This window comes from Paraburkholderia sp. J7 (assembly GCF_905220155.1).
In the GTDB taxonomy this organism is placed as follows: domain Bacteria; phylum Pseudomonadota; class Gammaproteobacteria; order Burkholderiales; family Burkholderiaceae; genus Paraburkholderia.
Map to the genome: position 1 here is coordinate 106,069 of NZ_CAJMYZ010000007.1, position 22,243 is coordinate 128,311.

At 65.5% G+C, this 22,243-nt stretch carries 22 protein-coding genes; 8 read left to right on the forward strand and 14 right to left on the reverse strand.

Annotated features, from left to right (window positions below):
• The first annotated feature begins 20 nt into the window (after nucleotides 1-20).
• Nucleotides 21-1,082, forward strand: coding sequence for a sn-glycerol-3-phosphate ABC transporter ATP-binding protein UgpC (locus U5A58_RS13690; protein WP_321961808.1), 1,062 nt, complete (start codon nucleotides 21-23; stop codon nucleotides 1,080-1,082).
• Between the two features lie 62 nt (nucleotides 1,083-1,144).
• Entirely contained in the window at nucleotides 1,145-2,056 is a 912-nt protein-coding gene (locus tag U5A58_RS13695; protein WP_321961809.1) for a MurR/RpiR family transcriptional regulator, read from the forward strand.
• A 25-nt stretch (nucleotides 2,057-2,081) separates the two neighbouring features.
• Here the strand turns inward: U5A58_RS13695 and U5A58_RS13700 are convergent, their stop codons facing one another.
• From U5A58_RS13700 to U5A58_RS13715, 4 genes are all read right to left on the reverse strand, one after another.
• Nucleotides 2,082-3,323: a hypothetical protein gene (locus U5A58_RS13700; protein ID WP_321961810.1), complete on the reverse strand. Its 1,242-nt coding sequence runs from the start codon at nucleotides 3,321-3,323 to the stop codon at nucleotides 2,082-2,084.
• A gap of 105 nt (nucleotides 3,324-3,428) precedes the next feature.
• Entirely contained in the window at nucleotides 3,429-4,883 is a 1,455-nt protein-coding gene (locus U5A58_RS13705) for a cytochrome P450 (RefSeq protein ID WP_321961811.1), read from the reverse strand.
• A gap of 54 nt (nucleotides 4,884-4,937) precedes the next feature.
• On the reverse strand, nucleotides 4,938-5,801 hold the full coding sequence (locus tag U5A58_RS13710) for an IclR family transcriptional regulator (protein WP_321961812.1): 864 nt from the start codon (nucleotides 5,799-5,801) through the stop codon (nucleotides 4,938-4,940).
• A complete protein-coding gene (locus U5A58_RS13715; RefSeq protein WP_321961813.1) occupies nucleotides 5,789-6,661 on the reverse strand; it encodes an IclR family transcriptional regulator in 873 nt (290 codons plus the stop codon). The genes U5A58_RS13710 and U5A58_RS13715 overlap by 13 nt, the downstream gene beginning before the upstream one ends.
• A 277-nt stretch (nucleotides 6,662-6,938) precedes the next feature.
• Here U5A58_RS13715 and U5A58_RS13720 point away from each other — a divergent pair, with 277 nt between their 5' ends.
• The 3 genes from U5A58_RS13720 to U5A58_RS13730 are packed head-to-tail and all read left to right on the forward strand — an operon-like array spanning nucleotide 6,939 to nucleotide 9,890.
• Nucleotides 6,939-7,898: an MBL fold metallo-hydrolase gene (locus tag U5A58_RS13720; RefSeq protein ID WP_028202737.1), complete on the forward strand. Its 960-nt coding sequence runs from the start codon at nucleotides 6,939-6,941 to the stop codon at nucleotides 7,896-7,898.
• 31 nt (nucleotides 7,899-7,929) lie between these two features.
• Nucleotides 7,930-9,642, forward strand: a complete 1,713-nt coding sequence (locus tag U5A58_RS13725) for an FAD-dependent oxidoreductase (protein WP_321961814.1) — start codon at nucleotides 7,930-7,932, stop codon at nucleotides 9,640-9,642.
• A 17-nt stretch (nucleotides 9,643-9,659) separates the two neighbouring features.
• Nucleotides 9,660-9,890 carry a DUF2783 domain-containing protein gene (locus tag U5A58_RS13730; RefSeq protein ID WP_321961815.1) on the forward strand — a complete coding sequence of 77 codons (231 nt, stop codon included), beginning with the start codon at nucleotides 9,660-9,662 and terminating at the stop codon, nucleotides 9,888-9,890.
• 55 nt (nucleotides 9,891-9,945) lie between these two features.
• Here the strand turns inward: U5A58_RS13730 and U5A58_RS13735 are convergent, their stop codons facing one another.
• Nucleotides 9,946-10,428: an Lrp/AsnC family transcriptional regulator gene (locus tag U5A58_RS13735; protein ID WP_201697314.1), complete on the reverse strand. Its 483-nt coding sequence runs from the start codon at nucleotides 10,426-10,428 to the stop codon at nucleotides 9,946-9,948.
• A gap of 393 nt (nucleotides 10,429-10,821) precedes the next feature.
• On the opposite strand from U5A58_RS13735, the gene U5A58_RS13740 reads away from it, so the two are divergent.
• Nucleotides 10,822-11,451 (forward strand): LysE family translocator, encoded by a 630-nt coding sequence (locus tag U5A58_RS13740; RefSeq protein WP_321961816.1) that lies wholly within the window; start codon nucleotides 10,822-10,824, stop codon nucleotides 11,449-11,451.
• 73 nt (nucleotides 11,452-11,524) lie between these two features.
• On the opposite strand, the gene U5A58_RS13745 is transcribed toward U5A58_RS13740, so the two are convergent.
• Together U5A58_RS13745 and U5A58_RS13750 are read right to left on the reverse strand one after the other, a co-directional pair.
• Complete coding sequence (locus tag U5A58_RS13745; RefSeq protein ID WP_321961817.1) at nucleotides 11,525-12,613, reverse strand: DUF2242 domain-containing protein; 1,089 nt, start codon at nucleotides 12,611-12,613, stop codon at nucleotides 11,525-11,527.
• A 355-nt stretch (nucleotides 12,614-12,968) separates the two neighbouring features.
• Nucleotides 12,969-14,138, reverse strand: coding sequence for a branched-chain amino acid ABC transporter substrate-binding protein (locus U5A58_RS13750; protein ID WP_415774220.1), 1,170 nt, complete (start codon nucleotides 14,136-14,138; stop codon nucleotides 12,969-12,971).
• 385 nt (nucleotides 14,139-14,523) lie between these two features.
• Here U5A58_RS13750 and U5A58_RS13755 point away from each other — a divergent pair, with 385 nt between their 5' ends.
• Nucleotides 14,524-15,195 carry a GntR family transcriptional regulator gene (locus U5A58_RS13755; protein WP_321911601.1) on the forward strand — a complete coding sequence of 224 codons (672 nt, stop codon included), beginning with the start codon at nucleotides 14,524-14,526 and terminating at the stop codon, nucleotides 15,193-15,195.
• A gap of 98 nt (nucleotides 15,196-15,293) precedes the next feature.
• On the opposite strand, the gene U5A58_RS13760 is transcribed toward U5A58_RS13755, so the two are convergent.
• Both U5A58_RS13760 and U5A58_RS13765 read right to left on the reverse strand, forming a co-directional pair.
• Nucleotides 15,294-16,649 carry an APC family permease gene (locus tag U5A58_RS13760; RefSeq protein ID WP_321961818.1) on the reverse strand — a complete coding sequence of 452 codons (1,356 nt, stop codon included), beginning with the start codon at nucleotides 16,647-16,649 and terminating at the stop codon, nucleotides 15,294-15,296.
• A 129-nt stretch (nucleotides 16,650-16,778) separates the two neighbouring features.
• Nucleotides 16,779-17,609, reverse strand: coding sequence for a carbon-nitrogen hydrolase family protein (locus tag U5A58_RS13765; protein ID WP_321961819.1), 831 nt, complete (start codon nucleotides 17,607-17,609; stop codon nucleotides 16,779-16,781).
• Between the two features lie 130 nt (nucleotides 17,610-17,739).
• Here U5A58_RS13765 and U5A58_RS13770 point away from each other — a divergent pair, with 130 nt between their 5' ends.
• Nucleotides 17,740-18,594: a helix-turn-helix transcriptional regulator gene (locus tag U5A58_RS13770; protein ID WP_321911779.1), complete on the forward strand. Its 855-nt coding sequence runs from the start codon at nucleotides 17,740-17,742 to the stop codon at nucleotides 18,592-18,594.
• Nucleotides 18,595-18,620: 26 nt separating this feature from the next.
• Here the strand turns inward: U5A58_RS13770 and U5A58_RS13775 are convergent, their stop codons facing one another.
• The 5 genes from U5A58_RS13775 to U5A58_RS13795 form a co-directional block, all read right to left on the reverse strand.
• Nucleotides 18,621-19,037 carry a rubredoxin gene (locus U5A58_RS13775; protein WP_321961820.1) on the reverse strand — a complete coding sequence of 139 codons (417 nt, stop codon included), beginning with the start codon at nucleotides 19,035-19,037 and terminating at the stop codon, nucleotides 18,621-18,623.
• 40 nt (nucleotides 19,038-19,077) lie between these two features.
• On the reverse strand, nucleotides 19,078-19,206 hold the full coding sequence (locus U5A58_RS13780) for a hypothetical protein (RefSeq protein WP_266227690.1): 129 nt from the start codon (nucleotides 19,204-19,206) through the stop codon (nucleotides 19,078-19,080).
• A 278-nt stretch (nucleotides 19,207-19,484) separates the two neighbouring features.
• A complete protein-coding gene (locus U5A58_RS13785) occupies nucleotides 19,485-20,042 on the reverse strand; it encodes an FUSC family protein (protein WP_321911592.1) in 558 nt (185 codons plus the stop codon).
• Between the two features lie 57 nt (nucleotides 20,043-20,099).
• Nucleotides 20,100-20,777, reverse strand: coding sequence for a GntR family transcriptional regulator (locus U5A58_RS13790; RefSeq protein WP_321961821.1), 678 nt, complete (start codon nucleotides 20,775-20,777; stop codon nucleotides 20,100-20,102).
• Nucleotides 20,774-22,147 (reverse strand): aspartate aminotransferase family protein, encoded by a 1,374-nt coding sequence (locus tag U5A58_RS13795; protein WP_321961822.1) that lies wholly within the window; start codon nucleotides 22,145-22,147, stop codon nucleotides 20,774-20,776. The genes U5A58_RS13790 and U5A58_RS13795 overlap by 4 nt, the downstream gene beginning before the upstream one ends.
• Nucleotides 22,148-22,243: the final 96 nt, after the last annotated feature.

The window sequence follows — 22,243 nt, forward strand, 5'->3', positions numbered from 1 at the left end:
TTCACGCAAACGAGGACAGCATGGCAGCGGTACAACTGAACGGCATCTACAAGCGCTATGGCGACACCCAGGTCGTGCACGGCGTCGATCTCGACATCGAAGACGGCGAATTCGTTGTGCTCGTCGGCCCCTCGGGTTGCGGCAAGACCACGGTGATGCGCATGATCGCCGGTCTCGAAGACATCTCCGGCGGCGACCTGACCATCGGCGGCACGCGTGCGAATGCGCTGCCGCCGCAGCAGCGCAACATCTCGATGGTGTTCCAGAGCTACGCGCTCTACCCGCATCTCTCGGTGTACGAGAACATCGCGTTCGGTCCGCGCATTCGCAAGGAGCGCGAGGACGGGTTCAAGCCGCGCATCGAGGCCGCCGCGAAGATGCTCAACCTGTCGAGCTACCTGGAGCGGCTGCCGCGCGCGCTTTCGGGCGGTCAGCGCCAGCGCGTCGCCATGGGCCGCGCCGTGGTGCGCGAGCCTGCGCTCTTTCTCTTCGACGAGCCGCTGTCGAACCTCGACGCCAAGCTGCGCGTGCAGATGCGCACCGAGATCAAGGCGTTGCACCAGCGCCTGCGCAACACGGTGATCTACGTCACCCACGACCAGATCGAGGCGATGACGATGGCCGACCGCATCGTCGTGATGAACTCCGGGCGTATCGAACAGATCGGCCGGCCGCTCGACCTTTACGACAGGCCGGGCAACCTGTTCGTGGCGAGCTTCCTCGGCTCGCCCTCGATGAACTTCGCGCAAGGCACGGTGATGAGCGACGCGCGCGGCACGGCGCTCGTGCTCGAAGACGGCGTGCGCATCCCGCTGCCGGAAGGCAAAGCGCAAGCGGGCGCGCGCGTGACGCTCGGCGTGCGGCCCGAGCACATCGAAGCGGGCGGCGACGTGCCGTTCACCGTCGACGTGATCGAGCCGACTGGCGCGGAGACCCACATGTACGGGAAAATAGGCGACACCACATGGTGCGTCACCACGCGCGCGCGCCCGGACGTCAATCCGGGCCAGCGCATGACGCTAGGTTTGCCTTTGGCGCACCTGCATCTGTTCGATACTGAAAGCGGCAAGCGGCTCGATTGAAGCGGAAGCACGCATCGAAACACGGATAGCGGGCGCCTCGTACCTTTGACGGGAAAAACAGCTTGCCGGTCTCCAACCTGATCCATCACATCCGCAACGTCGCGGAGTCGCTGCGTCCCGCCGAGCGCAAGGTCGCGGAGATGGTGCTTGCCGACATCGACTTCGCCATGCGCGCGAGCATCACCGAGCTCGCGTTGCGCGCGGACGTGTCCGAGCCGTCCGTCACGCGCTTTTGCCGCGCGGTGGGTGCGCACGGCCTGCGCGACTTCAAGATGCGGCTCGCGCAGAGTGCGGCGGGCAACGTGCCCTTCGCGCTCGCCACGGAGATGACGGGTGACGAGGCGGGCGGCGCGCAGTGGGCCGGCGAGGTCGGCACCTTGCTCGACAAGGTGACGGAATCGGTCGTCCAGGGCGTGACGCATGCGCGCGCTTCGCTCGATACAGCCGTGTTCGAGGCTGCGGTGGCGGCGCTCGCGAGCGCGCGGCGCGTGTACTTTTTCGGCGTGGGTGCGGGTTCGGGGCTCGTTGCGCAAGACGCGGCGCTGCGCATGCTGCGGCTCGACATCGCCGCGAGCGCGTTCACGGATGCGCATTTGCAGCGCCTTTACGCGGCGCTGCTCGAACCGGGCGACGTGGCGTTCGCGATCTCGCAATCGGGGCGCAGCGTGGAGGTGAACGAGAGCATCCAGATCGCGAAGGAGCGTGGGGCGACCACTATCGCGCTCACGAGCGCGGGCTCGCGCCTCGCGTGGGTGGTGGACATTCCGCTTTTGCTGCGTGTGCCCGCGGCGGCGGATGCACACGCGCCCGCCGTGGTGCGCATCGCGCATCTCGCGGTGCTCGATGCGCTGGCGCTGGGCGTGTCGCTCGGACTCGGGCCCAAGGCGCTCGAGAAGATGCGCGACGCGCAGGCGCGCAGCGAAGGCGAAAGCCCCGGTACAGAGGACCTTGGATCGCCGCCGGGCGCAGCCTGAGCTTCGCCGCCAACGGTATGGCTTGTCAGTTGGACTTCATCAGCTTGATCACCAGCGTGCGATTGTCGCGCTGAACGCTCACCTGGTCGGTAGCGGGGTTGGACAGCAGCTCGATCGTGTGGCCAAGGTCCAGCTTCGCAACGGATGTCTGGCCCACCTGAGTGATCAGGTCGCCGACCTTGGCGCCGCTGCGGGCCAGCCTGCCGTCCGGCGCGAGCGAGACGATTTCATAGCGCTCGCCCGCGCGCAGCAGGACGGAACCTGTAGGCTCAATCGCGCTGTCGCGCGGCGTGGCGGGAAGATCGAAGCAGAACCGGTTGCGGCGGAAATCCAGTTCGAAGCGGTCCATTTTTTCCAGCGTGCCAAGCCCAATGCGCGGATCTTGCGAAGCGTCGCTCACCACGAGCTTCGGCAACGTCTTCTGGCCGATGGTGAGGCCGGCAAGCAGGCCCTGCCGGCTGTTGACGACGCGATTCGTCGCGTCGATGCCGGGCGCCGTGCTGACGTTGGGGAACCGCTTCGCTTGCGCGAGGACGTCGAACATGTCTGCCGGTATCGCCACGTCGGCGTCGTAGCCGGTGTCCAGGATGAAAAACCTGGACTCGCCGTCGAGCGAGAGGCTGATGATCGGCGTGCGCAGGTGCGGATCCAGCGTCATGAACGTGCATTGCTGCCACTCGTGGGCAGGGGCTTCATTGCTGTAGGCCGTGAGGTGGCCATCGACGTAGTCTGCGCGCCACGTCAGGTTGCGCATGGTTTCGCTTCCGATGATGCCCTTGAAGGGTGCATCGTCCGCCGATGCTATGCGGCCCAGATCTCCCAGGAGGGCCGGCGTGCCCGCGGGCATGGACCAGCTCTGGATGCGCAGCGCGGGGGAAAGGCCCAACCTGAATTGCCTGGGATCACTGAGCGTTCCGATCGACATCGTTCCGTCGCCGGTCGGGCTGTTCAGCGCCCCTTGCTTGAGGAGCGCGGCTTCGGCTTCCGGGGTGATCGGCGTTGCGGCCAGCGGTCCTTGCTCCTGCAACGCGTTCAAGGTTGCGCCGGTATCGAGAAGCACTGGCAAAGATTGATCGTCCTTGCCTTGCGCCTTGACGACCCAGTGCCCGTTACGCTGGAGCGGGATGGAAAGTACCGGAGTGCTGGCGGCGGTTGCAGCAGGCGCGGTTTGCGCGTCTTGCTTGCTGTGACAGCCGAGGAGCAGCGTGCAGAGCGCGAGACTGGCGCTTGCACGTTTCAAGTTTGGGAGATTGGCATGCTTGAGCATGGACACGGTGCCTGACGGTCGTTTGAAAGGCGATCACGATAGTCGGTGGCGTGCGTCTTGAATTCGGTGTCTTAAGTTTTGTTGCGCACTGTCAAATCGGCAGATTCACGCGCTCGGTTCGCCCTTTTCGCGCGGTTTGAGCCGTACCGGCATCGTGTCAGGCACCATCGTGAACGCCTGCACCTCCTGAATCTTCGCGGGATCGATCGCCAGCTCGATCGTGAACGACTTCATCAGCATCGAGAGCGCGAGACGCATTTCCACGGTCGCGAGGTGGCGGCCCGGGCACACGCGCGGCCCCGCGCCGAATTGCAGATACGCGCGCACGTCATGGGCTTTTCCATCATCGGATTCGCGTTCTGAGCGCTTCATCCAGCGCCACGGATCGTAGCGCTGCGGATCGGCGAAATTTCTCGCATCAATCATCGCTGGGCGCGCGACGAAGAACATGCGCGTGCCCTTGGGCAGCGCCACGTTGTCCACCACCACATCTTCCAGCGGCTCGAACGAATGCACGGACGCCACCGGGCGCAATCGCGTCGCCTCGATACAGATCGCCTCGAAAATATCGAGGTCTTTCAACGTCGCATAGTCGGGGCAGACCGTCGACTGGCCGAGCACACGTGAAGCGTCGTCGCCGAGATGCTGCTGCAACGCTGTATCGGCGGCGAGATAGGGCAGCGTCCACGCGATGGAGTCGGCGGTCGTGTCTTCGCCCGCGATCAGGAGCGTGAGCACGTTGGCGCGGATCTGCGCGTCGCTAATCGACGCGGCGCCGCCCGGCGCCTGCTGCTGCGCGAGCATCGCTTCGAGCAGATTGCGCGGCGTTTCGGAGGGCTCGTCGCGCATGCGCTCGCGAGCGCGCGCCATCATCGCGTTGACGTAGCGGTGCACTTCCTCTAGCGAGCGCTCGAGTTTGCGGTCCGATGGCAGCTTGACGTATCGCCAGTATGGAAAGAGCGCATTGGTGCGCCTCATCACGCCCGGCAGGATGCGCTCCAGATGCTCCTGGATCACGCCGTGGTCGCGCTCCAGCGTGCGCGGGTCCTCGCCGAACGCGAGCGCGCTCGTCACGTCCACCGTGTAGCGTTTGAGGTCGTCGGTCATCTCGACGGTCTCGCCGCGTTCGGCCGCACGTTGCCAGCGGGTGTGAAGCCGCTGCGTGATCTCGGCGAGCGTCGGGTAGAACGCCTTGATGTTGGGGATCGAGAGCGCTTGCATCACGAGCTTGCGCTGCGGTTCCCACGCTACGCCTTCCGCCGAGAAAAGCCCGTTGAAGCCCATCTCCTCGAACACGGCTTCGATCGGCTGATAGCGCCGGAAGCGGTGCGGACGCTCGCGCATGATCTGCTGGATCAGCTCGGTGTCGGTCCAGATCGTGATGGGGATGCCGCCCACCTGGAAGCGGTAGGGCGCACCGAGTTCGGCGGCCCATTGTTCGAGGATCAAATGCAGACGCGGCGGCGAAAGCTGCAGCAGATTGCCGAGCAGCGGCAGGCCGCGCGGGCAGGGCAGGTCGGCGATCTGGCGCAACGTTTGTTCGGTCGATGCCGTGCTCATGGGGCGATTTTCATTAGTTAAGCTTGATGTTTCGGGATTGCGCGTGAAAGGCGCTCATAGCGGCGCGGCTGCCGCGCCTTCCATGTAGCCGAAGCGGCGCGAGAGGCGCTGCGCGGCGGCGATCAGCAGTTGCGCCGCCGTGCCTTCGCACGCGATGTCGAGGCTGCCCGAAGGGCCCATCACCGCGAGCACGAGGCACACGCTGCCCGTGTGGTCGAACACGGGCGCGGTCACGGTGCTGATGCCGGGAATGGGCTTGTCGAGCGCCGTGTCCACGCCTTCGGCGCGAATGGCGGCCAGGCGCGCGAGGTAGGCGGGCGTGGCACCCTCGCGCGGCTTCGCGCCCGCGAGCCGCAGCTCGTCCTGAGCGAGGAGGGCTGTGCGCACGTCGTCGTCGAACCATGCGGCGAACACGCGTCCGATCGACGTGTTCACGAGCGACATTACCGTGCCGGGGCGCAGGCTCACGTGCAGCGGCAGCGCCGATTCTTCGAGACGCACGACGGTCGGGCCGAGCGGCCCCGGCACCGCGAGCGCGACGCTCATCGCGGTGGCGGCCGCTAGGCCGACCAGTTCGGCGTCGGCCTCGCGCACCGGCGAAAGGCGCGCGAGACCGATCAGGCCGAGTTCGAGGCTGAGCGGCCCCGCTTCATAGCGGCCCGCCGCGTCGCGCGCCAGCAGCCCGATCTTCTGGAGGCTCACGAGGTGCGGGAAGGCCTTGGCGGGCGCCATGCCGGCGGCAGCGGCCAGGTCGCGCAGCGGCAAAGGTGTGCCGGCCGCGACGAGCGCGGCGAGCAGTTCACCCGTGATATCGAGCGACTGGATGCCGCGCTGCGGTTTGTCGGCTTCGGGCGTGACGTTGGCCGCGACGTCCGCGCTCGTGTCGTCGCGTGGGGGCTTGGAGCTTACTCGGGGCATGTCGGTGTCGATGGAAAGGCGGCGACTGCGATTTCGGCAGCGGCGTCGCGCAGCGCACGCACGACCGCTCCTTCCGCGCGCACGTCGAGCGTGCCGCTCGCGCCAATCGCGGTGAGCAGGAGGCTCGGTTCGCGCTGCGGCCCGAGCACGGGCACGCACACGCTGCTCACGCCGGGGCTGGGTGCGTCGATGGCGAGTTCGTAGCCACGCGCGCGGATGGCGTCGAGCGAGGCGAGGAAGCTGGCGTCGGGCGTGCCTTCCGGCGGCGCGCTGGCGGCACTCGCCGCGTGGCTGGTGCCGCGCCACACCGGCTGCTCGGTTTGCGCGGCCCATACGGCTTCGAGCGCCTCGGTCCCGAGGTACGCACAGAATGCGCGGCCGGTGGCCGTGGCCCGCAGCGACATCACCGTGCCGACGTGCAGGTTCACGTGCAGCGGCAGGCTCGCGTGCTCGTAACGCACGATCGTCGGCCCCTGCGGCCCGGCAATACAGAGCGCGACGCTGCAGTTCAGCGCCTGCGCGAGCGCGGCCGCGCGCGGCACCGCCTCGCGCAGTGCGGGCTGCTGCGCGAGATGCAGGAGGCCCAGGCGCAGCGCGAGCGGGCCGGGCTCATAGCGTCCCGAAAGCGCGTCGCGCTTGATGAGCCCGAGGCGCGTCAAGCTCACGAGATAGGCGTGCGCCTGGCTCGACGGAATGTCGCCGATCGCCGCGAGATCGGTGGCGCCAAGCGGTGCGCGCGCGTTGGCGAGGGCGCGCAGCAGGCGTCCGCCCACCTCGACGCTCTGAATGCCGCGCTGCGTGCGTGCCGCCGCTGCGCTGCCTTCCGGCGCGGACGCGGCACTGTCGTTGCGACGTCTCATTGGCGCTTTTCTCTGGCTGAAAAAGGGTCCATGTTAACTGAACGGCGGCGTGCATTGTCAGCGGACGCGATCCCGTCATGCCATTCAGCCGGGCACGGCAAGAAATTAGCGTATGGCAATATGATTCGCTATTGACAAATAAAAAGCGTGAGGCCTATGATGCCCTAACCTCGGCATAACAGTGGTTCAGTCAGATTCAAAACGGGGCGAGACAACGAGGCTGGCGCGTGCGCCAGGCCTGCCCGCGCTTCGCCCGCCCTCAATACGGAGACTCAACATGGCAAAGGCGTTCGCATCCCAGGCCGACCTCGAAGAAAAGAAGGTCACGTTCACGCAGCTTTCGGAAAACGCATACGCGTACACCACGGAAGGCGACCCCAACTCGGGCGTCATCATCGGCGACGACGGCGTGCTGATCGTCGACACCACGGCTACGCCCGCCATGGCGCAGGACCTCATCGCGAAGATCCGCACGGTCACGGACAAGCCCATCAAGTACGTCGTGCTCTCGCACTATCACGCCGTGCGCGTGCTGGGCGCTTCGGCGTACTTCAAGGAAGGCGCGCAGCAGATCATCGCGAGCCGCGGCACGTATGAAATGATCGTCGAGCGCGGCGAAGCCGACATGAAGTCGGAAATCGAGCGCTTCCCGCGCCTCTTTGCGGGTGTCGAAACGGTGCCGGGCCTCACGTGGCCCACGCTCGTGTTCGAGAAGGAAATCACGCTGTTCCTCGGCAAGCTCGAAGTGAAGATCGCGCACCTCGGCTCGGGCCACACGAAGGGCGACACCGTGGTGTGGCTGCCGCAGCAGAAGGTGCTGTTCTCGGGCGACCTCGTCGAATACGACGCTGCGTGCTATTGCGGCGATGCCCAGCTCGCCGACTGGCCCGCCACGCTCGAAGCGCTGCGCTCGCTCGGCGCCGAAAAGCTCGTGCCGGGCCGTGGCCCCGCGCTGCTGAACCCCGCCGAAGTCAACAAGGGTCTCGACTATACGAAGGACTTCGTGACCACGCTGCTCGCACAGGGCCGCGCCGCCGTGGAGCAGAAGCTCGACCTGAAGGGCGCGATGTCGCTCACGCGTGAAGCGATGGACCCGAAGTTCGGCCATGTGTTCATCTACGAGCATTGCCTGCCGTTCGACGTGACCCGCGCGTATGACGAAGCGAGCGGCATTACGCATCCGCGCATCTGGACGGCGCAGCGCGACAAGGAGATGTGGGACGCGTTGCAGGACTAAGCAAAAAGCCGGGCATGGTGGAGACAAAACGATGATCGACTATCAAACGCTGACCTTCGACTACGCGCGAAGCAGCGAACAAACCCCGGACGCCGCCGCCTGCGTGCGTCCGGTCGTGGTGGTCGGCGCGGGGCCGGTGGGCCTTGCGACGGCCATCGACCTCGCGCGGCAAGGTGTGCAGGTGGTGCTCGTGGACGACGACTGCACGCTTTCCACGGGCTCGCGCGCCATCTGCTTTTCCAAGCGCTCGCTCGACATCTTCGACCGCCTCGGCTGCGGCGAGCGCATGGTCGAAAAGGGCGTGAGCTGGAACGTGGGCAAAGTGTTCCGCAAGGACGAGCTCGTCTACACGTTCAACCTGCTGCCTGAAAGCGGTCACCATCGGCCGGCCTTCGTGAATCTTCAGCAGTACTACGTGGAAGGCTATCTGCTCGAACGCGCGCAGGAACTGCCCAACCTCGAAATCCGCTGGAAGAACAAGGTGACGGGCGTCGCGCAGCGCGGCACGCCGGGCGAAAGCGATGCGCACGTCGCGCTCGAAATCGACACGCCCGACGGTCCGTACACGCTGCTCGCGCGCTACGTGGTGGCCGCCGACGGTTCGCGCAGCCCGCTGCGCAAGCTGCTCGGCCTCGACAGCCATGGCCGCACGTTCAAGGACCGCTTTCTCATCGCCGACGTGAAGATGGAAGCCGACTTCCCCACCGAACGCTGGTTCTGGTTCGATCCGCCGTTCCACCCGAACCAGTCGGTGCTGTTGCATCGCCAGCCCGATAACGTGTGGCGCATCGACTTCCAGCTCGGCTGGGACGCCGACCCGGTGCTCGAGAAAACGCCCGAGCGCGTGATCCCGCGTGTGCGCGCACTGCTCGGCCCCGATGTGAAGTTCGAGCTGGAGTGGGTGAGCATCTACACGTTCTCGTGCTTGCGTATGGACAGCTTCCGCCAGGGCAACGTGCTGTTCGCGGGCGACTCGGCGCATCTGGTTTCGCCGTTCGGCGCGCGCGGCGCGAATAGCGGCTTCCAGGACGGCGAGAACCTCGCATGGAAGCTCGCCATGGTGCTGGAGAATCACGCGCCCGACGCGCTGCTCGACACCTATGCAAGCGAGCGCGAATACGCGGCCGACGAAAACATCCGCAACTCCACGCGTTCGACCGACTTCATCACGCCGAAGAGCGCGGTGAGCCGCGTGTTCCGCGACGCCGTGCTCACGCTCGCTCGCGAGCATGCGTTCGCGCGGCAGTTGGTGAACAGCGGCCGGCTTTCCGTTCCGGCGGTGCTGCGCGAATCGACCTTGAACACGCCCGACGAAGATGCGTTCGACGGCAAGATGGAGCCGGGTGCTTCGTGTGCAGATGCACCGGTGCTAAGCGCAGCGGGTGACGAGAGCTGGCTGCTTGCGCATCTGGGCGACCAGTTCGCGGGTCTCGTGTTCAGCCGCGCGGGCTCGGCATTCGATACCGCGACGCTCGACACGCTGCAGGCGCTCTCGCATTCGCCGGTGCCGCTCAAGTTCGTGGTGATGCTCGAAGGCGACGCGGCCGTGCCCGCGGGCCTGCCTGCATCGACGGTGGTGTTGCGCGACGTGCAAGGGTTGGCGGCGCAGCGCTACGGCGCGCAGGAGGGTGCGTTCTATCTGATTCGTCCGGACCAGCACGTGAGCGCGCGCTGGCGGCGCGCCGACGCGGCGCGCGTGGAAAGCGCGCTCAAGCGCTCGCTTTGCGTGCAAGGCACGGCATAGAGGACGAGGAGACAACCATGCTGAACACTCAACCGAACCTGGCAAGACCGGACGATTTTTACGAAGCGCTCATCGACATGCATCGCGATCTCGACGAGGCGCAGAGTCAATCGGCCAACGCGCAACTCATTCTGCTGCTCGCGAATCACATCGGCGAACACGAAACGCTGATGCAAGCGCTTCACTTCGCGCGCGCAGGCGTGAGTGCGCCGGCGAGCAACGGCGCGACGGGAAAACTCGCGGCGTGAATGCGCAACTGCGTCGACGCGAGCGGCTGGATGCCTGCCGGCCGCTTGCTCGCCGTCACACCTGCATGGACGGCACATCCTTCATGCAGCGCAAGGCGAACATCGACCGGCTGTGACGAATGCTCGAGATGCGATAGAGCTTCTCGCGCAGGAAACGTTCGTAGCCTGCGGTGCCGTCCACCGCCACCTTGATCCAGTAGTCGTACTCGCCGGAGACGAGATACGCCTCGAGCACTTCGGGCAGCGCCGCGAGTTCGGCACCGAAGCGCGCGAGCGCGTCGTCTTCGTGGCGGTCGAGCGTCACTTCCAGAATCACGATGTCGGCGTAGCCCAGCTTCTGCTGGTTCACGAGCGCGACATAGCCGTCGATGTAGCCGTCGGCTTCGAGCTGGCGCGTGCGGTTCCAGCACGCGGTGGTGGACATGCCCACTTGCTCGGCCAGTTCGGCATTCGACAGACGGGCGTTCTTTTGCAGGGCGCTGAGGATCTTGCGGTCCTGATTGTCGAGCGCTTTGGGCGCGCGTTCACGAGGGCTCATGGGGAATAAGAATCTTGTTCAGGTTAGATGGATTCTAACGGAAGAAGATTCCGGATATCGGCCGTTTTCACCTGAAAACCGGAAGCCTAATCCGGCTATTCACCGGTATATTTTCCACATGCCTTCTTGCCTGGCACGACCCACGCGGCCACCTCCCCGCGTTGGGGAGCGCCGCCGCAGCCACAAGCCGCGGTGGTCCGTCAGGGCCGGTTTCCGTTGCACCCTGCGGCGGCTACCGGGCGTTGCGCGTGTACACCACGCAGCCAGCAATGTCCGGTCAGGCAGATGGCATTTGAAAACCGCGCTTTTGCGCGGTTTTTTGTTGCCCGTTTTCGATGCCTTTCATTACACCGAGCGCCGTCCGTCACAACGTCTTAGCCCGCACGCCCAGCAATGTCGATCCAGCTGTATCTATCTTTTCTCGCCGCCGCGCTCGTACTCGTCTACACCCCCGGTCCCGTCAACGTGCTCACCATGAGTCAGGCGCTTCATGCCGGCTGGCGCCGCGCGCTGCCCTGCGTCTGGGGCGGCACGCTCGCGGTGCTGCTCCAGCTCGCGTTGACGGCGCTTTGCCTCAATTCACTGCTGCTCATTAGTGAGCATTCACTTACGTTTCTGCGTTGGCTGGGTGCGGCCTATCTCGTCTGGCTGGGCTGCAAGCAGTGGCGCAGCCGGTCGCTGGCCGGTACGGATGCGCCTGCCGAGGCAGCCGATAGCGAAAGCCGTCGTGATTTGTTCTGGCGCGGATTCGCGACTTCGGGGCTCAATCCGAAGACCTTGCTGTTCTTCCCGTCGTTTTTCCCGCAGTTCATGAGCGCCGACGCGCCCTGGAGCGCCAACCGCCAGTATTTGCTGCTGGCGGCGACGTTCGCTCTGCTGTTCGCGGGCGGCGTGGCTTCGATGGCGCTGTTCTCGCACCGGCTGCGCCATGTGCTGCAACGACCCAGGCGCATGCGCGCCGTGAATCGCCTGATGGGCGGCCTGCTCGTGGGAATGGGCGCAATGATGGCCGGCTTGCGCTGAGCGCGCAGGCGGCGGATAGCTCGCGCGCGGCTGTGCGCGAGCCGGTTGGCGTGACGCCGGTTCGGCGCGCCGCTTAAGGCGTGGTCGTAGTGCTGGTGGCCGATACGGTCGGCGTAGCCGCCGTGCCCGGCGTGCTGGCGATGCCGGAGCTCGCCGAGGTGGACGCGAGCGTTTGCGCCGTCGCTGCGCTAGCCGACGCCGCAACGGGCGCAGACGCCGCGTTGTGAGTGGTCACACTCGCCGCGAGCCCCGCAGCCTGCGGGCTTTCCGGAGCCGTCACGGGGACGCCCATGATCGCGGCTGCAGCCGCCGTGGCGTGGTCGACCGGAGCGGAGGCGCCCGGCGCCGAAGCGGCGGGCGCGGGGGCAGCCGTTGCAGGGGCAGACGCCGCCGCAGGCGCCGTCACCACCGGCGCGGCCGGCAGCGTGTTGCCATGCAGCACCGCCGCACCCGTTGCCGCAGCGGCTGCCGCAGCAGCCGGCGCTGCCGACCCCACCGTGGTCGCGGCAGGCGCTGCGCTCGCCGCGACCGGCTCGATGGGCGGCGGCAGCGGCGAAATCTTGATCGCGCCGGTGGCCGGCACGGCCTCGCTGCGCGCCGCAGCGTTCAAATACTGCCCCACCAGCTCGAAGAAGCGCGAGTAAAACGGCCCCGACTGGATCGTCTCGCTCGAAATTTTCACCATCTCGTCGCTGTTCGAGCGAATGGGCAGCGAAACCGACCCCAGAATCGAGAGCCCCACGCTCGCCGAGGTATCGCTCTTCTTGAGCGCATAGCCGTTCTGCACGGCGTTCACATACACCATGCTCGTATTGCTCGCGTCGCCGGGTGTGCAGACCACGTGCACCTCCACGACGATGTGCTGATCCATCGTCGGCTGGAAGTTCTTGGTGGCGTCGACGGTGTCGTTGCGCGTCATCGTCGTCATGTAGCCCTGGCTCAGCAGTGCGCGGCGCGACGATTCACAGGCGTCCGTGCTCGCGTAGTTGAAGCTGCGCGAGAACTGGCTGGGCGCGGTGCTCAGCAACTGATCTTCCTGGAACTTGGGCTTGGGCGACGAGCACGCGCCGAGCGCAGCGGCCAGCGCTACCGTGGTGACGGCGAGGGCGGCGCTGCGCAGCGGGACGGGCAAACGAGGGAAAACTTTCGAAAAACGGGACATGTTCGGGGCAAACAGGGCAGCAATGCGGCATTGCATCGGACGGCATGATTGTAGTTCGGTTCCGCTGCGCACGACCGAACGCTCGTTTTTTCGAGGCTTTTCGAAAGCCGGACGAAGGCGTTTCGAAGCTTGCATTCCGTATGGCGAAAAAAAACGGGCTTCCGCCCAACGCGAAAGCCCGTGTCAACCCGGCGCCCGGGGCAGCGAGCGGAGAAGCGAACTCGCTGGCGTGCGCCGCAGCCGGGTACCGCCGGCTGTTCCAGTGCGCAATGCGCAAAATTGTGGGGCCACACTTGCCGCCGCGCCCGCAACGCGGCGTTAGTGTGGGCTCACTTCATCGGCCAACCGAGTCGGCTTACTTCGTGCCGACCGTCGTGAGCGGCTGCCACTTGCCGTTCACGACCTTGTAGACCGTCACGCCGCCGTACTTGAGGTCGCCGTACTGGTCGTATGCCAGTTCGTTCGTGGTCACGCCCTTCATGTTGGTCGCCTTGAGCGAGGCGAGGTAGATGTGCGGATCGGTCGAGTTCGCCTTCTTCATGGCGGCGATCACGGCGCGCGTGCCGTCATACGCGTACGGCGAATACAGTTCGACCGGCTTGTTGAAGCGCTTCGTGTAGCTCTCGACATAAGCCTTGCCGCCCGGCATCTGGTCGAGCGGGCTGCCGCCCGACGAAGCGAGCGCGCCTTCCGCCGCCGGACCGGCGATCTTGATCAGTTCGTCCGAGTGCATCATGTCGGGGCCGATCAGCGTGGCTTTGATCGCGAGCGACTTCATCTGCTTGAGCATCGGCGCGGCCTGGGTGTCGGCGCCGCCGTAGAAGATCGCGTCGGCGTCGGCCGACTTGATGTGCGTGAGGATCGAGCGGAAGTCCACGGCCTTGTCGTTCGTGAACTCCTGCGCGACCACCGTGCCGCCCGCCGCCTTCACGGCCTTGGCGAACTCTTCGGCCACGCCCTGACCGTAAGCCGTGCGGTCGTCGATCACGGCGAAGCGCTTGAACTTCAGGTCCTTCACGACGTACTCGCCGAGCACGCCGCCTTGCTGCGAGTCGGAGGTCACGAGGCGGAACGTGGTGGGCAGACCCTGACGCGTATAGGTGGGCGCAGTGGCCGTCGCGATTTCGGGAATGCCGGCCTTCGCATAGATCGGCGCGGCCGGAATGCTGGTGCCCGAGTTGAAGTGGCCGATCACGGCGGAAACGCCGTCGTCCACGAGCTTTTGCGCGACGGTCGTGCCGGTGCGCGGGTCGGCCTGGTCGTCGTAGGCGTCGAGCACGAAGCGCACCGGCTTGCCGCCGATGGTCGGGTTCGTGGCGTTCTCGTCGTCGATCGCCATCTGCACGCCACTGCGGAAGTCCGCGCCGTAGTGGGCCTGACCGCCCGTGAGCGGGGCGGCGAAGCCGATCTTGACGTCGGTGGTCTGGGCGAGCGCACCGGCGCTCCACAGGGCCGCCACGGCGGCAAGAACGATAGGTGCGCGCAGGCGCAGTCGCATTTGCGTGTTTCGGTTGCTTGGGTTCATCCTGGTTCTCTCCTCAGCGGTCTACGTTTTTCATGGGCGCAAGCGGGCCCGCACCGCGTTCGGAGCGCGCGGCGTGCCTTTTTGCGCAGGGGTGAAGTAAAAGAAATCGGCCGCCAGACGGCGGTTTGCCAATCGAATCCGTTGCGCACGCAACGGCCTCGGGCCGACCCGGTGGATACGCTAAAATTGCTTGGTTTTCAGATGCTTACAGAAACCTATACAGTCTCCCGACAAGGACACGGCACAGTGGGAACGGCTGGCGGATCCGTCTTGCCAGCTTAAATATCCAGAAGCGATTGGATTGTATCCAATTCTGGCAGGCAAAAATATTGACGACAACACTTTTTCGTCGGACGGCGTTCGTCTGTCCGGCGCCCACGAGCTCATGACGACAGTGCAGGCCAAGGAAGACCAGCGATCGCTGCCCCAGACGATCCGAGACCAGCTGCGTGACGAGATCCTGCGCGGCGTGCTGCCGCCCGGTGCGCAGCTACGCCAGGAAAGCCTGGCGGAGCGCTTCGGCGCGAGCCGCATTCCCGTGCGCGAGGCGCTGCGCCAGCTCGAGGCCGAAGGGCTTGTGAGCTACCAGCTCAATCGCGGTGCGGTGGTGATCGCCATGTCGACGCAGGAGATCTGCGAGCTGCTCGACATTCGCGCGGCACTGGAGACCTATGCGGCGAAGCTCGCGGTGCCGAACATGGTGGCCGGCGACATCGACGTGATGAAGCGCATTCTCGCGGCGTACGACGCCGCTTCGTCGCCCGCCGAGTGGGCCGAATGCAACCGCCAGTTCCATCTCGCGCTGTGCGCGCCCGCGAACAACACGCGTTTGCGCAAGATGATCGAGGAGTACTGCCTGAGCACGACGAATCGATATCCGCACCTGCGCATGTCGCTCGATACGGAGAAGAACGAGGTGCAAAGCGATCACTACGCGATCGTCGATGCTTGCAAGCGGCGCGCCGTGGATGAAGTAGTGGCGCTGATCGAGCGGCATATTCTCGATACCAAGCGCGAGGTGATGGCCGCCGCGCGACTGGCGGGGCTGGATAGCTGAGCGGTTCTTTTCGCTGCATTGGATACAAAAACGGCGAGCGCCCTGTAAGGGACGCTCGCCGTTTTGTTTGAAGCGGAACTGGCTGTGAAGCGCTTCGCTTACACCGCCATTTCCGGCGGCGCCTGGCGGAAGCAGCGCGTGATCCAGCCGAGGTACGCGAGGCCGAGCACGAACCAGATGATGCCGAGCACGATTGCCGTCTTCTCGAGGCTGCACAGCAGCCAGATATCGGTCACGGCGCCGATCAGCGGGAATACCAGACCGCCGAGGAACCCAAAGCCACGCGTGCCTGCCGCGCCGCTGAAGTACTGGCGGATCACGCACAGGTTCACCGAAGTGAACGCGAGGAACGCACCGAAGTTGATGAACGAGGTGGACGTGGCCACGTCGAGCTTCAGCGCGATCAAACCTACGACACCGGCAATCGCAATGTTGATCGCAGGCGTGCGGAAACGCGGGTGGATGTAGCCGAAAATCGACTTGGGCAGCACTTCATCGCGGCCCATTGCATAGAGCAAACGCCCCACGCTGGCCTGCGCCGAGATGCCAGAAGCGAACTGCGCGAGAATCAGGCCTGCGAGGAAAATCGTCACGAAGATATCGCCGCCCACCTTGCGCGCGATTTCGAACGCGGCCGAATCGGGGTCCTTGAACACGGCGCCCGGATGCGCGAGTTGCAGCGTGTACGCCGCGATCACGAAGATCGCGCCGCCCACCAGCGCGATCAGCACGATGGCGCGCGGAATGGTCTTTTCGGGCTCGATGGTTTCCTCGGTGAGCGTGGAAACGGCGTCGAAGCCGAGGTACGAATATGCGGCAATCGCAGCGCCCGCCATCGTGGCCGAAAGCGGCACGTGCGGCTGGAAGAACGGCTGCGCCGCGATGAGTCCGCCCGGGCCCGCGGCCGCAGAGGCGTAGTGCACACACAGGACTACGAACATTGCCGTAATGCCGAGCTGCACGATCATCAGCACGATGTTAAAGCGCGCGGCGAGTTCGATGCCGACGATGTTCAGCGCGCTCGTGAACACGATGAACGCGACAATCCAGATCCATGTGGGCACGCTCGGGAACGCAGCGCCAAGATAGGCTGCGCCGATCAGCCAGATCACCATCGGCAGGAAGAAGTAATCGAGCAGCGTGGCCCAGCCGATCATGAAGCCCAGGTGCGCATTGAAGCTCTTGCGCGTGTACGTGTAGGCCGAACCTGCCACGGGGAAAAGGCGCGCGAGCTTGCCGTAGCTGAGCGCCGTGAACACGATCGCGATGAGCGCGATGAGATACGCGAGGGCGGCGGTGTCCTGGCTCGCGCCTGCGAGCACGCCATACGTGCCGTAGACGATCAGCGGCGCCATGTAGGCTAGGCCGAACAGGAGCACGGACGGCAGGCCGAGCGTGCGCTTCAGGTGAGGTACGTGAGTGCCGCGTTCATGCGATGGCGAGGCAGGATTCATGATGCAGTTGTCTCCAGGGTGCTGCGGTTCTGGCAGGCATGGGCGAGCCTGGCGAGCCACGAGAAGTGGCTTGCCGGATCGCGTGTTGCCGGGTTTTGCTGCTTGGCGCGCTTAACGCCCTTAACGTCTTTAGCGCGTGCGCGGGCGGATATTGAGCGAGCGGCGGCCCTGCGCGTCGTTCTCGTCCACGAGATTGAGCGCAATGCGTGCGTCGTGCAGATAGCTGTAATGCTCGCGGCTTTGCGCGAGGAGCGCGCGATCGACCTTCGCGTGCAGCACCGCGTCTTCGTCCTTCAACTCGCAGAGCACGTCGCCGAACGGGCTCACGAGCGCCGTTTCGCCGGGGAACGTGAGGTTGTCGTCGCCGTCGCCGGTGCGGTTCACGAGCGCCGCGAACATCTGGTTCTCCATGGCGCGCGCGACGATTGCACGGCGATGCACAGGGCCGAACGGATCCATATTGCCGTTCGTGACGACGAGCATTTCCGCGCCGAGCGAAGCAACGGCGCGCGCCGTTTCGGGAAACTCGATGTCGTAGCAGATCAGGAGGCCAACGGTCGTGCCCTTGAATTCGCAGACCTCGTAACGGTCACCCGGCGTGAACACGCCCACGTCCGAGGCCCACAGGTGCGTCTTGCGGTAACGCAGCGCGATGTCGCCGCGTTCGTCGATCAGCACGGTGGTGTTGTAGAAGCGATCGCCTTCGCGCTCGGCGAGGCCCACGGCAACACCGATATTGGCGGCACGCGCCGCGTCGCGCACTTTGGAGAGCGAGGGGCCTTCGAGCGTTTCAGCAATGTCGCGCACGTTTTCGCGCGTGGGAAAGCCGGTGAGCGTGGCTTCGGGAAAGACGATGAGATCGCTGCCTTCGCGGCGCTTGCCAATCGTGTCGAGCACGCGGGCAAGGTTGGGCGCGACTGCGCCGTCCACGACCGGGATCTGCGCGAGTTCGAGTTGCATGCCTGTCTCCTTCCTTATGTATTACGTAAAGCACCGCGTGGGCGTCAGGAGCGGCTATTATCTCCACGTTATTTTTGTCGAGAAATTACCCTGCAGGGGTACCCTGATCGGAGGACTCATGGAGCCCCTAATGGAACTGGACTGGCAGGACCGCGCGTTCCATCACCATATCGCGACGCTGATCGACGCCCTCGACGGCCCCGACTTCTGGACTCGCATGACGCGCGTAATCGAGCGCTTCGTCGCTTTCGACAACTGGGTTGCGCTCGTCTTCCGGCGCGATCGCGCGCCGCTCGTGTGCGCCGAGTCGCCCATGCCCGACGGCACCGTGGATCTCTTGTTCCGCGCGTATCTGGAGGGGATGTACCTGCTCGATCCGTTCTATCTGAACGCAAGCGAAAAGCCTCGCGCGGGCCTCGTCACGCTCGCCGAAGTCGCGCCCGATAATTTCCGCATGACGGACTATTACCAGCGCTACTTCAAGAGCAACATCATCGGCGACGAAGTGCAGTTCAACTTGCCTCTGGACGAAGCCCACACGCTGATTTTCTCGCTGGGCGCAAAGCACCATTACACGGAGCGCGATATTGCGTTGTTCGCGATGTTCGCGCCGTGGGTGGTCGCGCTCATGAAGCAGCGGCTTGCGCATGAGACGTTTGCCGAGGGCGTTGCCGAAGCGGTCGCTTCGGATTCGGTTGAAGCCGAAAGCGCGGCGCAGCAGGGGCAGTTGAGCGAGGCGGGGTTCGCCAGCCGCATCGAAACGGTCACGCAGCAAAGCGGGCGCGTGCCGCTCACCGCGCGCGAGATCGAAGTGGTGCGGTTGAGCCTGAGCGGCTTTTCCACGCGCGCGATTGCGGAACGGCTCGAAATCTCGTTCGAGACCGTGCGCGCGCACAAGAAGCATATTTACGCGAAGCTCGGCGTGAGCTCGCAGTCGGAGTTGTTCGCGCTGTTCTACGAGCCGCTCGGACGCGCGGGCGTGTGAGCGCCGCGCGCCGCTAGCGGTGCGCGTTAGAACTCGACGAGCGCGAAGTCTTCCTTGCCCACGTCGCAAAGCGGGCAGCGCCAGTCGTCGGGCACGTCGGCCCAGCGGGTGCCGGGGGCGAGGCCGTCGTCGGGGGCGCCTGCCGCTTCGTCGTACACCCAGCCGCAGATCACGCAGACCCATTGCTTGAGGCCGTCGTCGGCGCCCGCAGCAGCCGTTGAGGCGCTTGCAGGGGCTTCGGGCGCGGCGCTTTCGCGCGGCGTGTCGAGCGCGACGACGAGCGGCGCCGCAGTGCTTTCGCGCGCGGCGAGCTTTGCTTGCAGCGTGGCGAGCAGCGCGGCGGCTTCGTCGGCGGTGAGGTCGATCCAGTACGGGTCGCCTGCGCCGTCATTCAGGCGTTCGGGAGAGAACTGGATTTCGAGGGCGACGCCTTTCTTGTACATAAGCGAAAACGGTTGGCTTGGTGCCCCGCGCGCGCTGCGCTCACAGGAAATAGCGGAACAGCAGCGAGGCCGCGATGCCGCCAGCCGCGATCAGCGCGAGCATTTGCAGGAGCGTGATGGACTTGCTGGACTTGGCGTTCGAAGCGGCGGGACGGGTGGTGGTGTTCATAGGGTGATATTGCGGCGGCGTGGGTTGCGTTCTCGGGTTGCATTCGCGATTGCGCCCCGTAATGTCGCCATGTTTTGCATGGCGTCGGCAGAGCGCGGCGGGGGAGTTTCGCACGATTTCGTGTCGACGGGGGTATTTGCGCGGCGACTGCGCGCACGCGCCGCAGATTTCGCCCCCGGCAACCGGGCCGCACAGCGGTAGGGATTATCGCCTCTAACGCGGGCCAGATTCCTGAGCGCCCGGAGATGGATTATTTCGCGTGCGTTGAGAGACGATGCTCAGGCATGCAGCCAGCGTTGCTCGATATACGAAAACAGCCAGCTGACCGGCACCGCGCAGGCCATGCCGATGCCCACCTGCGCCACGCGAAAGAGCGCGACGTCCCATACCGGTCCGTTCATGGGTACGAGGAGCACGATGGTGGTGGTGATCGCGCCCAGCCGTGCGGCGGTGCTCACACTCAGGCACCAGCAGCCGATGATCACCACGCTCACCGCTACGAGATAGGCCGCGAGATTCTCCGGGCCGAACGCCGCCGTTGCGAAGCCCACCACGCCGCCCGCAATCGCGCCAATGAACTGGTCGCGCGACTGGGCGAGCGTATCGGCGTAATCGTGCTGGGTGACGGCGATCGCCGTGATCGCGGCCCAGAACGCCTGTTCGGTGTGGAGCGCGCGGCCGATGCTGTACGCAAGCCCCGCCGCGCATACGGCGCGCAGCGCCATGAGCGTGCCTTGCACGGCGCGGCTCTTGAGTGGCAGGCGCTTGAGCGCGCTCAGCGCCGATTGCTGGAGCGAAGTGAGGTACGCGTAGAGGTTGTCTTGTGGATCGTGCATCGCGCGTAATGGATCGTAAGGAGAACGTGAGGCCTGGCGGGCGCGCTGCCAAGCATATCAAGCCGTGTCTGCCGTGTGCGGATCGTCGGGCAGGCAATGCAGGCGCAGCGACTTCGCCGCGTGGCGCAGGTCGCGCTCGACGGCGCGCCGCGCGCCCGGTGCGTCGCGGCGTTTGAGCCGCCGCATCAGGCCTTCGTGTGCATCGTTGAGCGTGCGCGTAAAGCCGGGCTCGTCGAACAGCAGGTTCGAGATCGGTCCCACCTGGAGCCACACCGTTTCGATCAGATCCACGAGCAGCGGCGAGCCGCTCGCGCGATAGAGCATGAGGTGGAAGTCTTCGTTGGCGTCGAGATAGTGCGCCCGCTTGTTCTGCTTCAGCGCCTCGGCCATCTGTGCGCATAGGGCGTCGAGCTGCGCGATTTCGCTGGCGGTGAGGCGCGTGGCGGCGAGAAACGCCGCTTCGCCTTCGAGCATCACGCGCACGTTGAGCACGTCGTCGAACTGCGCGCGCGTGAGTTGCGGCACCACGACACCGCGGTTAGGCAGGTTTACGAGTGCAGACTCGCCTGCCAGGCGCACGAGCGCCGCGCGCACCGGCATCTCGCCCACACCCAGTTGCTCAGCGAGCGCGTGAATGCGCAAACGCTCGCCCGGCACGAAGCGCCCGAGGCTCAGCCAGCGGCGCAGCGTGGCGTAGGTCTCGTCCTGCAGCGATTGATGCGCGCGGGTTTTCATCGTTCGGTCAGTGCGCTTATTTCACACAAGCAGGCTTCGAATGCGGCGAGCAGGCGGTCGACGTCTGCCTCGGTCGTTTCCGGGCACACGAGCATCATGTTGTGGAACGGCGTGATGAGCACGCCGCGATTGAGTAGGTACAGATGCAGAAGGTGCTCGAGTTCGTCGTCCATTGCGGCGCGCGCCTCGCTGCCGTTGCGCGGCGGTATGGCGCAGAACTGGAACTCGGTGCGTGCGCCCACTCGCGTCACACACCACGGCAGCGCATGGCGCGCGATCGTCGCTGTCAGTCCGTCGGCGAGCCGCTCGGCCAACGCGAACATGTGCGTGTAGGCGGCGTCGGTCATGACTTCGCTGAGCGTTGCGCGCATTGCGCTCATCGAAAGCGCGTTCGCCGTGAGCGTCGTGCCGATGCCCGAATGGCCCGGCGGCGCGTCGAGCTTGGCCTGCTGTGCACGCGCGGCGAATTCGGCGGAGAAGCCGTAGACCGCGCACGGCACGCCGCCGCCTACCGGCTTGCCGAGCACGAAGAGGTCGGGCTCGATGCCATGCTCGCGCGCGTAGCCGCGCGGCCCGCTGCTGATCGTATGCGTTTCGTCGATCAACAGCAGCGTGCCGTGCCGCTTCATGAGCGCCTGCGCCTCGCGCCAGAAGCCGGGCTCGGGCAGCACCATGCCCACGTTCGTCATGGCGGGCTCTGCGAGCACGCAGGCGACGTCGTTGCCGGCGAGTGCGCGCGCGAGCGCTTCGAGATCGTTGAACTCGACTACGCGCGTAGTTGGCAGCAGGTCGTGAACCTGCCCGAGCAGGCTCGCGCGCTGCGTGGGCTGGCCATCGACGAGATCGACGAACACATCGTCGATGGTGCCGTGATAGCAGCCGTTGAACACGAGTATCGTGCGTCGCCCTGTGGCCGCGCGCGCCCAGCGTACGGCGAAGCGGTTGGCGTCGCTTGCGGTCATGGCGAACTGCCAGAAGGGCAGGCCGAAACGCTGCGCGAGTGCTTCGCCCACGGCCACGGCGTCTTCGCCCGGCAGCATCGTCGTGAAGCCGCGCTGTGCCTGAGCCGCGAGCGCGCGCGCCACGGGCTGCGGCGCATGGCCGAACATCGCGCCCGTGTCGCCGAGGCAGAAGTCGGTGTAGCGGTGGCCGTCCACGTCGGTGAAGGCCGCGCCGCGCGCGGCATCCACGTACAGCGAGAAGGGCGTGGACCAATCATTCATCCAGTGCAGCGGCACCCCGAACAGCAGATGGTGTGCGGCTTGCGCGGACAATGCCCGCGACTTCGGACGCGCGGCGGCGAAGGCTTCGCGTTCCCGGGCGAGGACGTGCTGCGCACGGTCCCAGTTCACGCCTTGACGGGGTTGCATGCGTGTCTCCTTGTGATTTGATCAAATCTTCGCATGAGCAAACGGGGAAGTAAATTTGATCAAATTACTGGCGACGCAAAAAAAGCGCGATGCCTT